Origin of the sequence: Brevundimonas sp., assembly GCF_036402095.1 — a bacterium.
Taxonomy (GTDB): domain Bacteria; phylum Pseudomonadota; class Alphaproteobacteria; order Caulobacterales; family Caulobacteraceae; genus Brevundimonas.
In genome coordinates this window covers 1-14,376 of the sequence record NZ_DASWTO010000060.1, presented here as the reverse complement: position 1 = coordinate 14,376, position 14,376 = coordinate 1, and the positions used below count along the sequence as shown (strand labels likewise).

Genomic DNA, 14,376 nt, shown 5'->3' with positions numbered 1-14,376 from the left:
TGGGCCATCTGGAATATGTGCGTCGGCTTCTTCGGCATCCAGATCGGCTTCGGCCTGCAGAACGCCAACACCAGCCGCATCTTCCAGACCCTGGGCGCCGAGGTCGACAGCCTCGCCATCCTGTGGATCGCCGCCCCCCTGACCGGCCTCCTGGTCCAGCCCATCGTCGGCCATTTCAGCGACCGGACCTGGGGTCCGCTGGGGCGGCGTCGGCCGTATTTCCTCGTCGGCGCCATCCTGACCACCCTGGCGCTGGTGGTCATGCCTCACAGCCCGTGGCTCTGGATGGCGGCCTCCATGCTCTGGATCATGGACGCCTCGATCAACATCACCATGGAGCCGTTCCGCGCCTTCGTCGGCGACAACCTGCCGGAGGAGCAGCGCACCACCGGCTATGCGATGCAGAGCTTCTTCATCGGCGCCGGGGCGGTGTTCGCCTCCTGCCTGCCGTGGATTCTCACCGAATGGTTCGACGTCGCCTCGACCGCCCCCGAGGGCGTGGTGCCGATGGCGGTGCGCATCTCCTTCTACGTCGGCGCCGCCGCCCTGCTGGCCGCCGTCCTCTGGACCGTCTTCACCACCCGCGAATACAGCCCCGAACAGATCGAGGCGTTCGAAGCCGCGCGCGACGCCGGCCACGCGCCCGCCGCGGCCCGTTCCCGGACCGCCTGGTACACGGGCGGACTGATCTGGGCGCTGGCCGGCGTGCTCGGCGTGAGCGCGGTCAACCTGCTCGGCCTGCAGAAGGAGCTCTATGTCCTCGCCGGCTTCCTCGTCGCCTTTGGCCTGATGCAGATGGCCGTCGGGGCGCTGGCGGCGGCCGGGCGCTCCAACGCCCTGACCGAGATCATGGGCGACATCTTCGCCATGCCGAAGACGATGCAGGGGCTGGCGGTCGTCCAGTTCTTCAGCTGGTTCGCCCTCTTCGCTATGTGGATCTACCTCACCCCCGCGGTCACCGCCGTCCACTACGCCTCGCCCGACCCGACCTCGGCCGGCTACGGCGAGGGCGCCAACTGGGTCGGGGTACTGATGGGGATCTACAACGGCGTCGCCGCCCTCGCCGCCTTCCTGATCCCGGTGCTGGCGAGCCGCACGGGGCTACGCGGCGCCCACGCCGTCAATCTGACCCTCGGCGCCGCCGGATTTCTCGGCGTCTTCCTGATCCGTGATCCGCAGTGGCTGTGGCTGCCGATGATCGGCGTCGGCTTCGCCTGGGCCTCGATCGTGTCGATGCCCTACGCCATCCTCGCGAACGCCGTGCCGGGCCGGAAAATGGGCGTCTACATGGGGGTCTTCAACATCTTCATCGTCGTGCCCCAGCTGGTCGCCGCCACCCTCCTCGGGGCCGTGCTCAACGGCTTTTTCGGCGGCCAGCCGATCTGGGCCCTGGTGCTCGGCGCCGTCAGCTTCCTGATCGCCGCCGGCGCCAGCCTGCTGGTTCCGAAAACCGCGACGGAGGCGGCATGAGGCTCCACCGCCGCGCCCTGCTGGCCGGGCTCTCGGCGCTACCGCTGTCGCCCGCCTTCGCCGCTCCGGCCCGCGCCGACGCCCCGGCGCAGGGCCGCCTCGTCGAACACCCGGCCATGCCCTCGGCCCACGTCCAGCCGCGCGACGTCACGGTCTGGTTGCCGCCCGGCTACGACGAGAACCCGACCCATTACTGGCCGACTCTCTACATGCACGACGGCCAGAACCTGTTCGACGGGTCGCGCGCCGCCTACGGCTCGGAATGGGGCGTCGACGAACATATCGCCCGGCTTTCCGCCAACGGCCAGATCCGCACGCCGATCGTGGTCGGCGTCCACAACACGCCGCTGCGGCTGCGCGAGTATGTGCCCGGCGACCTGATCCGCGCCCTGCCCGACGACATGCGCGCCGACGTCCAGGCCATTTATGGGGGCGACCCCCTTTCCGACGGCTATGTCCGCTTCCTGGCCGACGAACTGGCCCCCTTCATCGAGCGGACCTACAGGGCCCGGATCAGGCCCCGGGACCGTGTCATCATGGGCTCAAGCATGGGCGGGCTGATCTCGCTTTACGCCCTGATGAAGCGCCCGGACGTCTTCGGAAACGCAGGCTGCGTCTCGACCCACTGGCCCCTCCGCATTGAGCAAATGACCGACCCGGCGGCGCTCGCCGCCTGGCGTGATCGCCTGACGGACGCATGGACCCGGGTGGTGCGCGAAGGCCTGCCCGACCCGGTGCTCAACCGCCTCTATTTCGACCGCGGCGACGAATCCCTCGACGCCTTCTACGCCGAGTTCCAGGGCCGTATCGACGCCACGGTGCGCGCCGCCGGCTGGCCCCCCGACCGCTTCCGCTCGCTGGTCTTCCCCGGCGCCGAGCACAACGAGAAGAGCTGGAACGCCCGCCTCGACGTGCCCCTCACCTTCCTGCTTCCGCCCTTGCCCCGATGAGTCCCGCCATGCGCCTTTCCAGCCTCCTCGCCGGAGCCGCCCTGATCGCCCTCGGCGGCTGCTCGACCCTGCAGGGCCTGATTCCGGCCTCCGACGACCCGGCCGCGGCGGCGCCGGCTCCGGAGATCGTCGCCATCGCCCCCGGCGCGCCCGGCGAGACGCCGACCTGGGTCAACGCCGCCAAGACCGGCGCCGGCGCGTCGTACGAAGCCTATGTCGACGGCCGCTATCGCGACGGCGGACCCACTGGCGACGTCTCCCGCGTCTGGTTCTCCATCGCCGACGGCGTCCTGACCGAGACCATGTACGGCCTGATCCACGAGGCCCAGATCAAGCAGATGCGCTTCGCCGTGGTCACCGCCACCGGCCTGTCCGTCGAGGGGACCGACACCACCCACCGCACCGAATATCTGCATACGGACGCTGAGGGTCGTCCGCTGTCTCCGGCGTATCGCGTGATCACCACCGACAAGCAGGGCCGCTACGAAATCGAGAAGCGCATCTACGTCAGTCCTGACGATCAGGCGCTGGTGGTGCGCGCGTCCATCCGGGCCCTGCGCGGCGACATCACCCCCTACCTCCTGCTTGAACCGCACATGGCGAACACGGGCGTCGGGGATCGCGGCTGGCATTCGACCGCCCCCCTCAGCCAGCCGACACCGGACGGCTCGACAAGCTACAGCGTGCTCCACGCGGCGGAGGGCGACGTTCACCTTGCCCTGTGGGCCAACACGGCCTTCGAGGCCCAGAGCGTCGGCTTCGTCGGCGTCTCCGACGGCCTGACCGATCTCGCCGACGGTCGGCTGGACCACGCCTACGCCTCCACCGGCCCCGAAGGCGGAAACATCATGCTGACCGGAGGCCTGCCGAAGCTTCGGGCGGGGCAAACCCTGTCGCGGGACTTCGTCATCGGCTTCGGCGACAGCGAGCCCGGCGCGGTGCGCGAGGCGACCCGACCCTTCGTGACCGGCCTCGACGAAGTCCTCCGCCGCTTCAACGGCGAGGGCGACCGCGTCGGCTGGGAGGACTACATCGCCTCCCTCGACCAGCTGCCCCGCCTCGCCGGACAGCCCACCGACGGCGGCAGGCTGGCCTTCGCCTCGGCCCTGATGCTCAAGGTGCAGGAGGACCGCACCCACGCCGGCGCCCTGATCGCCTCCCTGTCCAATCCGTGGGGCGACACGGTCGACGCCACCAACCCCTCGACCGGCTACAAGGCCGTCTGGCCGCGCGACTTCTACCAGGTCGCCATGGCCCTTCTGGCGCTCGGCGACGAGGAGACCCCGCTGGCCGCCTTCCGCTATCTGCCGCAGGTGCAGGTCGATGCGGAGACGCCCGGCAACAGCGGCGCCACCGGCTGGTTCCTGCAGAAGACCCACGTCGACGGCGAGATCGAATGGGTCGGGGTCCAGCTCGACCAGACCGCCATGCCGATCATGCTCGGCTGGAAGCTGTGGAAGGCCGGACTCGTCTCCGACGCCGAGATGCGCGCCATGTACGGCCGGATGATCAAGCCGGCCGCCGACTTCCTCGTCGACGGCGGGACCATCGGCCTGCTGTGGAACGACCGCCGGATCACCCCGCCCTGGACCCAGCAGGAGCGCTGGGAGGAGCAGGAGGGCTATTCCCCCTCGACCACCGCCGCGGTCATCGCCGGCCTGACCGTGGCCGCCGAGATCGCCCGCGCCTCGGGCGACCCGGCCTCCGCCGTCCGCTACCAGGCCGCCGCCGACGACTATGCGGCCAGGGTCGAGGCCCGCATGTTCACCACCAGCGGCGAATGGGGCGACGGCGACTATTTCGTCCGCATCACGCGCAACGAGGATCCCAACGACAAGGCCCCGATCGGCGAGAACAACGGCCAGCCCGCCCATGCCGAGGACCGCATCGTCGACGGCGGCTTCCTCGAACTGGTCCGCTACGGCGTCCGCGCCCCCGACGCCCCCTCCATCCTGGCCACCCTGCCCGAATACGACGACCAGACCCGCGAGGACCGCTTCCGCGTCCGCTACGACATCGACGGCGTCCCCGCCTTCCGCCGCTACGGCAACGACGGCTACGGCGAACAGACCGACACCGGCGGCAACTACGGCGTCGGCGGCCAGATGCACCCCGGCCAGCGCGGCCGGCTCTGGCCCTTCTTCACCGGCGAGCGCGGTCACTACGAGCTCTCCGCCCGTCTCGCCCGCGGCGAGACCGACCTGACTCCCATCCGCGACGTCTACGTCCGCGGCATGGAGTCCTTCGCCAACGGCGGCCTGCTGCTGCCGGAACAGGCCTGGGACGGCGTCGGCCACCCCACCGCCCATAGCTATCAGCCCGGCGAGGGCACCAACTCCGCCACCCCGCTGGCCTGGACCCACGCCGAATACATCAAGCTGCTCCGCTCCCTCGCCGACCGCGCCGTCTGGGACCGGTATCCGCCGGTTGAGGAGCGCTACGCGCGCTGACGCTGGCGGTCGGGCGCGGCGGACGGTAACGAGGGCGGATGAGCAAGGGCCCCGTCCTCGTCACCGGTTCGGCCGGCTTCATCGGCTTCCACACCGCCCGGCGTCTGCTGGCGCGCGGCGAGACGGTGGTCGGCGTCGACAATCTGAACAGCTACTACGACCCGGCCCTGAAACAGGCGCGCCTCGAAGGCCTGCTGGCCCAGCCCGGCTACGTCCATCACACCCTCGACCTCGCCGATCGTCCGGGCATGGCGGCGCTGTTCGCCCGGCACGCGCCGCGCCGCATCGTCCACCTCGGCGCCCAGGCCGGCGTCCGCTACAGCCTCGAACACCCCGAGAGCTACATCGACTCCAACGTCGTCGGCTTCCTGACCATTCTCGAAGGCGCCCGGGCGGTCCAGGCCGAGCATCTGGTCTTCGCCTCCACCAGTTCCGCCTTCGGCGCCAACGGCGCCCTGCCCTTCTCGGTCAAGCAGGGCGTGGCCCATCCGCTGACTGTCTACGCCGCCACCAAGATCGCCAACGAGGCGATGGCGCACTCCTATTCCCACCTGTTCGGCTTCCCCTCGACCGGCCTGCGCTTCTTCACCGTCTACGGACCGTGGGGCCGGCCTGACATGGCCCTGTTCAAATTCACCAGGGCCATCCTCGAAGGCCGCCCCATCGACGTCTACGGCCACGGCGAGATGGAGCGCGACTTCACCTACATCGACGACATCGTCGGCGGCGTCGTCGCCGCCCTGGACACGCCGGCGCAGGTCGACCCGACGTGGGACGCGCTGCGCCCCGACCCCTCGACCTCGGGCGTCGCCCCGTGGCGCATCCTCAACCTCGGCGCGGGCCGCCGCGAGCCGCTGATGCGCTACATCCGGGTGCTGGAGGAGGCGCTGGACCGCAAGGCCGAGCTGAACATGATGCCGGTCCAGGACGGCGACGTGGCCCGCACCGAGGCGGACATCACCGAGACCCAGGCGGCGCTGGGCTACAGCCAGTCGACCCCGATCGACGTCGGCGTGCGCCGCTTCGTCGACTGGTACCGGGACTTCTACCACGTCTAGACAAGCGAAAGGGCGGAGCCGTCGCCGGCCCCGCCCTCTGCTGTCCCGCCCGGCCGCCTAGGGAACCGGGTTTCCGTCCACGTCGACGACCTGCACCTCGCCGTAGCCGAGCGCCCGGAGCTTCGGTTCGATCGAGGCGCGATCGCCGACGATCACCCAGGTGGTCGGTCCTTCGCCCACGACCTCGCGCGCCGCCTCGGTCGCCCGCCGGGCGTCCATGGCGGCCACCCGCTGGGCGTAGGTGTCGTAATAATTTTCCGGCACGCCCCAGACGACCATGTTCTGAAGCTCGCCGGCGATGGCGGCGTTGGTCTCCCAGTTGCCCGCCATGCCCTGCACCATATTGGCCCGGGCCGCCGCGATCTCGGCCTCGGTCAGCGGACGCGATCCGACCACCTCGGTCAGCTCGCGGCGCAGCTCGGCCAGGCTTTCGGCGGTCTTGTCCGACTGGACCCCGGCGCTGACGGAATAGATCCGCTCGCCGCGGCCGTAGGGCACGCCGCCGCCGGCGCCGTAGGACCAGCCCTTGTCCTCCCGCAGATTCATGTTGATGCGGCTCGTGAAGGCGCCGCCGAGGGCCGTGTTCATGGTCTCGATGGCCGGCTCGGTGGCCGGATCGAAAGCCCCGACCACGCGGCCGCCGAGGATGGTCGACTGCGGGCCGGCACGGTCGACGATCAGGATGCGGGGCGGTCCGGCCACGTCCGGCGCGTCGGCCGGGCCCGGCCTGGCCGGCATCGGGGCGGCCGGCGCCTGCCAGCGCGAGAAGGCCCGCTCCAGCTTCGGCGTCAGCTCGGCCAGGCTGACATCCCCGACCACCACCAGGGTGGCGTTGTCCGGCCGGAACCAGGTGCTGTGCCAGGCGTCGGCGTCGGCGGGCGTGATCGAGGCCACCGTGGCTTCGGTGCCCGACGTCGGGCGGCCGTAGGGGCTGTCCGGCCCGTAGAGTTCACGTCTCAGCACGGTCTGGGCGATGACCCCGGGGTTGCGCCGGGCCTGCTGGATGCCGGCGATCTGCTGCGCCTGCACCCGCCGGAAATCCTCCTCGCGGAAGGCGGGGTTCAGGATCACGTCGGCGTAGAGGTCCAGCGACGGGTCCAGCCGGGCCGTCAGGGCGGTCATCGACACATTGGTCGAATTGGTCCCCGAGCCGGCGCCGAGGGTGGCGCCCAGCAGCTGCAGCCGGTCGCTGATCTCGAGCGCGGTCAGCTCGTCCGTGCCGTTGGTCATCACCTGCGGCGCCAGCTGCCCGATGCCGGCCTTGTCGTTGGGGTCGACCACGGCGCCCGCGTCGAGGATCAGGTTCATGCTGACCGTCGGCACGCTCTCGCGCTCGACCAGCATCACCTTCATGCCGTTGGACAGCGTCCCGGTCTGGACCGCCGGAAACTCGGCCTGCGGCGCCGCCCCCGCCGGCGGCAGGCCGGCGCTGCGGTCGACGCCGGTGGCCGCGGCCCGATAGTCCGGGAAGGGCAGCACCTCGAGGCTGTAGCTGCCGTCGGTCAGCCAGCGGCGTCCGGCGTCGGTCAGGTTGCGCGGCGTGGCGTCGACCACCCGCTGATAGCTTTGGCGCCAGGCGCCGGGATCGCCGAGGAAGACCTCGGACTGGGCCAGACGATCGGACTTGCCGCCAAAGCCGCCGATCCGCTCCAGTCCGCGGATGTAGCCCGCTGCGGTCTGGGTGCGCACCCGCTCCAGTTCGGTGGCGGTGGGACCGTCGCGCAGCAGGCGGGCCATCTCCTCGTCGACGATGGCCTCGATCCGTCCGAGGTCGCCACCCGCTTTCGCCGAGACGACGACGATGAACTGCCCGGCGATCTCGCGGCCGCCGGCGTTGGCCTGGACGGCGGTGGCCAGCTGGTCGTCGATGACCAGCCGCTTGTAGAGGCGCGACGAACGGCCGGAGGACAGCACGTCCGCCAGCATGGCGAGGTAGTCGGTGTCCGCCTCACCGGTCGGGGTGATGTTCCACGCCTTGTACAGGCGCGGCTGCCCGACGCGGTCGTACATGACCTCGCGTTGCGCGCCGACCATCGGCGCCACCATGCGGCGCGGCTGGGTCACCGGCGGGCCGGAGGGAATGTCGCCGAAGTAGCGCTGGACCTTTTCGCGCGCCTGCTCCGGCGTGATGTCGCCGGCCAGCACGATCACCGCATTGGCCGCGCCATAGTAGTCGCGGAACCACTGCTGCACCGTCGCCAGATCGGCCGCGTTGAGGTCGTCCATCGAGCCGATGACGGTGTGGCCGTAGGGATGCTCGTCCGGCCAGGTCGCGGCGGTGATGGCGTTGAAGACGCGGCCGTACGGCTGGTTCTCGCCCTGCCGCTTCTCGTTCTGAACGACGCCGCGCTGCTCGTCGAGGCGCGCCTGGTCGATGGCCCCCAGCAGGTGGCCCATCCGGTCGCTCTCCAGCCACAGGATCGAATCCAGCGCCGTGGTCGGGACGTTCTGGAAATAGTTGGTGCGGTCGGTGTTGGTGGTGCCGTTCTGATCGGTGGCGCCCAGCAGCTCGGTGCCCTTGAAGAAGTCGGTGTTGTAGTTCTCCGACCCGTTGAACATCAGGTGCTCGAACAGGTGGGCGAAGCCGGACCGGCCCTCCGGCTCGTTCTTCGAGCCGACGTGGTACCAGATGTTCACCGCCACGATCGGGGCCTTGTGATCCTCGTGGACGATCACCGTCAGGCCGTTGTCGAGCGTGAATTTGGTGAAGGGTATGTCGACGTCCGGCAGCGGGGCGAGTTGCTCGCGCGACTGGACGGCGGCCGCGGCGGGCGCGGCGGCGCTGTCGACGGCTGCAGCCGGACTCTGGGCCTGGGCAGCGGTGGTCAGCAGGACGGCCGAAGCCACTCCTCCGAGCAAGGCGAAACGGGCTGTGCGCATGGAATAACCCCCTGAGGACCTTGGCGCGCTCCCGCGCCGGATGACAGTGGTACGCACCCGTTCCCTGCTGGCAAGGCGGCGAATCATTGCGGTTCTGTAATGCGGACCATGCTCATCTCGCGAGCGCGAAAAGGCTGGGGCGGGATCGTGCGGCACGGCGCCAATGGAGCCCCAAGGGGCGCAGCGTCACAGCAAGTTATTGCACCGCACACGAAATGAATTGCCTGCTGCGCTGCAATAGGCTCCTGTGTGTATCCGCGGCGTCGAACGCGGTTCGGGCCGAGACCTGTGATCCCCGCAGCCCGGACGCCGAGCATGACCCCACTTCCCGCCGCCCTTCTGTCGCATCAGGCGCCGCTCGACCTGAACGAGGCCTCGACCGCCTGGATCCTGACCTCGACGGCGCTGGTGCTGCTGATGACCCTGCCGGGGCTGGCCCTGTTCTACGGCGGCATGGTCCGGCGCAAGAACGTGATCGCCACCATCGCCCAGGCCGTCGCCGCCTTCGCCATCGTCACCGTGCTGTGGTTCGTGGTCGGCTACAGCCTGGCGTTCGGCTCCGGCGGCGTAGCGGACAGCGTCGTCGGCGGGCTTGAGGCGGCCTTCCTGAACGGCGTCACTCCGGCCACGGCGCACAGGCTCGCCCCCGGCCTGCCCGAGTTCCTGTGGATCGCCTACCAGCTGACCTTCGCCGTCATAACCCCGGCCCTGATCGCGGGCGCCTTCGCCGAGCGGGTCAAATTCCCGGCTGCCGTCCTGTTCGTCTGCCTCTGGCACCTGCTGGTCTACGTTCCGATCTGCCATCAGGTATGGGGCGGCGGCTGGATGGGGTCGCTGGGCGTTCTGGACTTCGCCGGGGGCGCCGTGGTGCACGTTAGCGCCGGGGTCGCGGGTCTGGTCGCGGCCCTGGTGATCGGTCCCCGCCATGGCTTCGGCCGCGACAACTTGGCCCCGCACAACCTTGCCCTGACCGCCATCGGCGCCGGGCTGCTGCTGGTCGGATGGCTGGGCTTCAACGCCGGGTCCGCCTGGGCCGCTGACGGGATCGCCGCCGTCGCCGCCTTCAACACCCTGCTCGCCGCCGCCGCGGCCGCGATCGGCTGGACCGTCGTCGAGTGGATCGACCACAGACGCCCGACCTTGCTCGGCCTGCTGTCCGGCCTCGTCGCCGGACTGGTCGGGATCACGCCGGCCGCCGGTCTGGTCGACGCCAGGGGCGCCTTCGTCATCGGCCTGCTCTCGGGTCCGGCCTGCTACGCCGGTGCAGTCTGGCTCAAGCGGGCCCTCAAGTACGACGACAGCCTCGACGCCTTCGGCCTGCATGGCGTCGGCGGCATCGTCGGGGCCCTGCTCACCGGCGTCTTCGCCACCGCCGCCATCAATCCGGCGGGTGCGAACGCCAGCCTGGTCAGACAGGCCGTCGGCCTCGCCGCCGTCGTGGCCTGGAGCGGCGTCGGCACCTTCCTGGTCCTGATGATTTGCCGGTTCACCACCGGGCTGCGCGTCGCGAAGGAAGACGAGATCGAGGGGCTCGACTACGCCCAGCACGGCGAGACCCTCCACCCGTAGCCGCCGCAAACGAAAACGGGCGCCCGCGGTCACGGGCGCCCGTCGAGGTTTTCAGGCCGGTCGGCTCAGCGCGGGCTGGCGTCTCCGCTCGTGGCGGCCGAAGGGGCCGCCGGGGTCGTCTGGGTGGTCGGCTGGGCCGCCGGACCGGTGTCCGGAGCGCCGCCGGCCGCGCCGCCCGCCTGGGCCGCCGCTTCCTCGCCGCCGGGGGCCGGGGTTTCGGCCGCGCCTTCGGCCGGGGCCGCGGCGCCCGGCTGACGGGCCGGATCGGGGGCCGGGACGGCCACGCCGCCCGAGCCCTGCGAACGCAGCCAGGCGATCAGGTTGACGCGGGTCTGGGTGTCGCGGATGCCCGCGAACGACATCTTGGTGCCGGGCACGTGGCGGCCCGGAGCGGTCAGGAACTGGTCCAGCTCGTCATAGGTCCAGGTCGGCGCCGCGGCCTTGTGCGCCACCATGGCCTCGGAATAGGCGAAGCCCGCGTGGCCGGCGACCGGGCGGCCCAGCACGCCATACAGGTTCGGTCCGGTGCCGTTGGCGCCGCCGGCGGTGACGGTGTGGCAGGCCTGGCAGCGCGCGAAGGCGGCCTCGCCGGCGCCGAGGTCGGCGGTCGGCAGCACCGTGCCCCAGTCGGGCGGCAGCACGGCCTCGGCGGCCCCGCCGGCGGCCTCTTCCGGCGCGTCGACGAAATAGCCCATCTTTTCAGGGGCCTCAGTGTGGTAGATCGCGCCCGTGACCTGCTGCACGCCGACGACGACAAAGGCGGTCGCCAGAACGGCGCCCATGATTTTGTTCAACTTCAGATCGCCGCTCATCCGCGTCGTCGCATCCCGTTCCTGAGGCCCGGCCACAAGCAGCGGTCGGGCGAATTCTTGCGTGGGCGTCTCTTACACGCTAGCGCGACCTTCGCAACCGGCCCCGGGCGTCCCCGGCGGCGTCGGGGCGTCGCAGGCAGGAAAACAACGGTGAACCCCCTCGTTCTGATCCCGGCGCGCATGGCCGCGACCCGCCTGCCCGGCAAGCCGCTGGCCGATATCGGCGGCGTCCCCATGATCGTGCGCGCCTGGCGGCAGGCCACGGCCTCCGGCCTGCCCGTCGCGGTCGCCGCCGGCGATCCGGAGATCGTCGAGGCCGTCGGGGCGGCCGGCGGCGTCGCCGTCCTCACCGACCCGGACCTGCCGTCCGGCTCGGACCGCATCCGCGCCGCCCTCGACGCCCTCGATCCCGATGGCCGGCACGACGCGGTGATCAACCTGCAGGGCGACATGCCCTTCGCCGACCCCGGCCTCGCGGTCGCCTGCGCCAACCTGCTCGAGGCCGAGCCGGCCTGCGACATCGCCACCCTCGTCGCGCCCGAGGCCGACCCGTCGGACCGGAGCAACCCGGACGTGGTCAAGGCGGTGCTCGCCCTGGCCGAGGACGCCCGCCACGGCCGCGCCCTCTATTTCACTCGCTCGACCCTGTACGGCGACGGCCCCGTCTGGCGCCACGTGGGCCTGTACGGCTACCGCCGCGCCGCCCTCGAGCGCTTCTGCGCCGCTCCGCCCTCGCCGCTGGAGAAGCGCGAGAAGCTGGAACAACTCCGCGCCCTCGAAATGGGCCTCCAGATCTGGGCCGCCGTCATCGACGAGGCGCCTCTGTCGGTGGACAGTCCGGCCGATTTGGCTGAAGCGAGGCATCAGGCGACAGGCAACAGGCCGCGATAGGTCGGGTCCGAAGCGGCCGGCCGCGCCGCGATCCTCCCTGGCGCCTGATGCCTGTCGCCTGCTGCCTAGACCTCGAACCCGTCCACCCACGCCTGCATCAGCGTCCGGGCGATGGCGATCCGAGGCGGGGCCTTGATCGCCGGATGGGTCCCCGCCAGGCAGGCCCGCGCCTCGTCCCGCGTCAGCCAGGCCACCGCCTCCAGCTCGGTCTGGTCCGGCGCCGCATCCTCCGAATCGACCTCGCAGACCAGGCCGATCATCAGCTGCGACGGGAACGGCCACGGCTGGCTGGAGTGATAGCGCACCGCGGTCACCGTCAGCCCCGCCTCCTCCTCGATCTCGCGGGCGCAGGCCTCCTCGATGGTCTCGCCCGGCTCCAGGAACCCCGCCAGCGCCGACATCCGCCCCTCGGGCCAGCTCGCCTGCCGCCCCAGCAGGCACTTCGGTTCGTCCCCGCCGCGATACACCGCCAGCATGATCGTGACCGGATCCACCGGCGGGAAATGCTCGGTCGAACAGGCCGGGCAGACCCGCTTCCAGCCGCCGCAGGCATCGACGGTCTGGACCCCGCACGCGGCGCAGAAGCCGTGCCGCCTCCGCCAGTCGAACAGCGACTTGGCCGTCCCCGCCATGGCCGCGTCCGGCCCCGGCAGCAGCGCCGCCGCCTCGCGCATCTCGTGGAAAAGGCCGACCCCGCCCAGCGGCCCCGCCGTCGGATCCACCGAGCCCTCGACCTCCACCGCGAACACCGGCGCCCCCCCCCACAGGCCGAGGAACAGCTCCCGGTCGGGCGCCACCGCCCGCGCCTGCGCCATCGGCAGCCAGGCCAGCCGCGGCTCGCCCCCCGCCTCCAGCAGCGGCCGGCCCTCCCACAGCACCAGCGCCAGCGCCTCGGGGTTCGCCCCCTGCTCCGCCAGCCAGTCCGGTTCGTTCCTGCGGTCGCCCGCCCGGTCGAGCGGATTGCCGGCGAAGGTGTTCAGGGCGGCGAGAGGCATGACGGCTCTCTAGCAAGACGCCGCTTGCATCGGCGAGCCGGAATCGTCATATCCCGTCGCGGAGATCGCGGGCGAAGGCTTCGCCAACCTGGTCAGGGCCGGAAGGCAGCAGCCACAACGAATTCCCCTTCGGGTCGCGGTCTCCACCTCTCCCCTGTCCGATGAGCGGCGCCGCCCGGCTACTCGCCGGGGCGGAAGGTGGCCAGCATGATCACCACCACATCGTCTTCCGGCAGGACCACCGCCATATAGAGCTTGCCCCCGGCGAGGATTCGCAGGGCCTCGTCGTCCTCCAGCTTGAAGAAGTCGGCCTGGGACCGGAACTGCTCCCCTTCCCGCGTGAAGGCCCAGGCGCGCTGGCCGTCCATTTCGACCGAAGGCACCCCCAGCCGCTGTTCCAGCCGCGCCTCCAGCTCCGCTGCGTCGCCGAAGGGAGTGCCGATCGCGCAGGCGTCCATCCGGACCCCGTCAACGCCGATATCCCACTCCTGGCCGGCCCAGCCGGTGACCAGCATTTCGACGTCGGCCGGCGGACCCTTGTCGCTCATCTGGGCCGGATCGACGCTCAGATGCAGGGTGGGCTCCTGCAGTTCCGCCGGGTCCATGTCCAGCACGTCCGGCGTCATCGGATGCCATCCCGCCGCCTTGGCCACGGCGATGGCCGCCTGCCGGTCCGCATCGGTGTCGAGGCACATGTCGATGAAGTTCTGGAACGGCTCGGCCGCCACCGGCGAAGCCGCGAGCCACGCGGCGCAGGCCGCGCCGGCCAAGGTCAGTCGAGACATGAGCAACTCCCCCGCGCCCTCCGGGGGCGTCATGCAACCCTGACAGGTCCCCGCATCCGCTGCAACGGAGTGATCCACCGCCGTCTCGCGGCAGGGGGTGCGCGGGCGCGCCCTCTCGCGCTAAGACGGGTCCATGAGCGACGTGGAACCGAGTCTCGAAGGGCCTCCGTGGGAGGAGGACGCGCCTGACGTCGAGGAGCGCGATCCCAACACCGACGACATGTTCGGCGCCCCTGAGCCGGCCGGCATGCGCGAGGCGGAGGCGGCCTCCGCGCCCGAACCCGCGCCCGTGGCCGAAACGCCCGCCCCCAAGGCCCCGAAGAAGACGCCCGCCGCCGACGACGGCCCCGCTGCGGACGCCCCCGGGACCGGCTCCGACGGCGAGGCCTACACCGTCCTGGCCCGCAAATACCGGCCGCGCACCTTCGAGGACCTGATCGGCCAGGAGGCCATGGTCCGCACCCTGACCAACGCCTTCGCCACCGGCCGCATCGCCCACGCCTTCATGCTCACCGG

10 protein-coding genes, 1 other RNA gene and 1 pseudogene are annotated in these 14,376 nt (G+C 71.1%); 8 read left to right on the top strand and 4 right to left on the bottom strand.

The window, feature by feature from the left end; translation table 11 throughout:
• The first annotated feature begins 15 nt into the window (after positions 1 to 15).
• From VGD32_RS04930 to VGD32_RS04915, 4 genes are read left to right on the top strand one after another with little or no spacing between them, the layout of a single operon-like run.
• Positions 16 to 1,470: an MFS transporter gene (locus VGD32_RS04930; protein WP_331030821.1), complete on the top strand. Its 1,455-nt coding sequence runs from the start codon at positions 16 to 18 to the stop codon at positions 1,468 to 1,470.
• Positions 1,467 to 2,420 carry an alpha/beta hydrolase gene (locus VGD32_RS04925; RefSeq protein ID WP_331030788.1) on the top strand — a complete coding sequence of 318 codons (954 nt, stop codon included), beginning with the start codon at positions 1,467 to 1,469 and terminating at the stop codon, positions 2,418 to 2,420. Before VGD32_RS04930 ends, VGD32_RS04925 begins: the two co-directional genes overlap by 4 nt.
• An 8-nt stretch (positions 2,421 to 2,428) precedes the next feature.
• Complete coding sequence (locus tag VGD32_RS04920) at positions 2,429 to 4,870, top strand: glucan 1,4-alpha-glucosidase (RefSeq protein WP_331030787.1); 2,442 nt, start codon at positions 2,429 to 2,431, stop codon at positions 4,868 to 4,870.
• A gap of 38 nt (positions 4,871 to 4,908) precedes the next feature.
• Positions 4,909 to 5,928 carry an NAD-dependent epimerase/dehydratase family protein gene (locus tag VGD32_RS04915; protein ID WP_331030786.1) on the top strand — a complete coding sequence of 340 codons (1,020 nt, stop codon included), beginning with the start codon at positions 4,909 to 4,911 and terminating at the stop codon, positions 5,926 to 5,928.
• A gap of 57 nt (positions 5,929 to 5,985) precedes the next feature.
• Here the strand turns inward: VGD32_RS04915 and VGD32_RS04910 are convergent, their stop codons facing one another.
• The gene (locus VGD32_RS04910; RefSeq protein ID WP_331030785.1) at positions 5,986 to 8,808 is read right to left on the bottom strand and encodes a pitrilysin family protein; all 2,823 of its coding nucleotides are present in this window, start codon (positions 8,806 to 8,808) and stop codon (positions 5,986 to 5,988) included.
• Between the two features lie 315 nt (positions 8,809 to 9,123).
• Between VGD32_RS04910 and VGD32_RS04905 the strand changes: the two genes are divergently transcribed.
• Positions 9,124 to 10,377, top strand: coding sequence for an ammonium transporter (locus tag VGD32_RS04905; RefSeq protein WP_331030784.1), 1,254 nt, complete (start codon positions 9,124 to 9,126; stop codon positions 10,375 to 10,377).
• 65 nt (positions 10,378 to 10,442) lie between these two features.
• Here VGD32_RS04905 and VGD32_RS04900 read toward each other — a convergent pair whose 3' ends face one another.
• Complete coding sequence (locus VGD32_RS04900) at positions 10,443 to 11,159, bottom strand: cytochrome c family protein (RefSeq protein ID WP_331030783.1); 717 nt, start codon at positions 11,157 to 11,159, stop codon at positions 10,443 to 10,445.
• Between the two features lie 180 nt (positions 11,160 to 11,339).
• On the opposite strand from VGD32_RS04900, the gene VGD32_RS04895 reads away from it, so the two are divergent.
• Positions 11,340 to 12,080, top strand: a complete 741-nt coding sequence (locus VGD32_RS04895; RefSeq protein ID WP_331030782.1) for a 3-deoxy-manno-octulosonate cytidylyltransferase — start codon at positions 11,340 to 11,342, stop codon at positions 12,078 to 12,080.
• Between the two features lie 65 nt (positions 12,081 to 12,145).
• Here the strand turns inward: VGD32_RS04895 and nudC are convergent, their stop codons facing one another.
• Entirely contained in the window at positions 12,146 to 13,075 is a 930-nt protein-coding gene (nudC, locus tag VGD32_RS04890; RefSeq protein WP_331030781.1) for an NAD(+) diphosphatase, read from the bottom strand.
• 57 nt (positions 13,076 to 13,132) lie between these two features.
• On the opposite strand from nudC, the gene ffs reads away from it, so the two are divergent.
• An RNA gene (gene ffs, locus VGD32_RS04885) (signal recognition particle sRNA small type) lies at positions 13,133 to 13,226 on the top strand.
• Positions 13,227 to 13,254: 28 nt separating this feature from the next.
• Here the strand turns inward: ffs and VGD32_RS04880 are convergent.
• The gene (locus VGD32_RS04880; protein ID WP_331030780.1) at positions 13,255 to 13,860 is read right to left on the bottom strand and encodes a hypothetical protein; all 606 of its coding nucleotides are present in this window, start codon (positions 13,858 to 13,860) and stop codon (positions 13,255 to 13,257) included.
• A 133-nt stretch (positions 13,861 to 13,993) separates the two neighbouring features.
• On the opposite strand from VGD32_RS04880, the pseudogene VGD32_RS04875 reads away from it, so the two are divergent.
• Positions 13,994 to 14,376 (top strand): annotated as a pseudogene (locus VGD32_RS04875) (DNA polymerase III subunit gamma/tau); the annotation flags it as partial.

Coding starts and splice junctions, on each gene's coding strand:
- VGD32_RS04915 (WP_331030786.1), top strand. CDS start 4,909: ATGAGCAAGGGCCCCGTCCTCGTCACCGGTTCGGCCGGCTTCATCGGC.
- VGD32_RS04900 (WP_331030783.1), bottom strand. CDS start 11,159: ATGGGCGCCGTTCTGGCGACCGCCTTTGTCGTCGTCGGCGTGCAGCAG.
- VGD32_RS04880 (WP_331030780.1), bottom strand. CDS start 13,860: ATGTCTCGACTGACCTTGGCCGGCGCGGCCTGCGCCGCGTGGCTCGCG.
- VGD32_RS04920 (WP_331030787.1), top strand. CDS start 2,429: ATGCGCCTTTCCAGCCTCCTCGCCGGAGCCGCCCTGATCGCCCTCGGC.
- VGD32_RS04930 (WP_331030821.1), top strand. CDS start 16: ATGTGCGTCGGCTTCTTCGGCATCCAGATCGGCTTCGGCCTGCAGAAC.
- nudC (WP_331030781.1), bottom strand. CDS start 13,075: ATGCCTCTCGCCGCCCTGAACACCTTCGCCGGCAATCCGCTCGACCGG.
- VGD32_RS04910 (WP_331030785.1), bottom strand. CDS start 8,808: ATGCGCACAGCCCGTTTCGCCTTGCTCGGAGGAGTGGCTTCGGCCGTC.
- VGD32_RS04905 (WP_331030784.1), top strand. CDS start 9,124: ATGACCCCACTTCCCGCCGCCCTTCTGTCGCATCAGGCGCCGCTCGAC.
- VGD32_RS04925 (WP_331030788.1), top strand. CDS start 1,467: ATGAGGCTCCACCGCCGCGCCCTGCTGGCCGGGCTCTCGGCGCTACCG.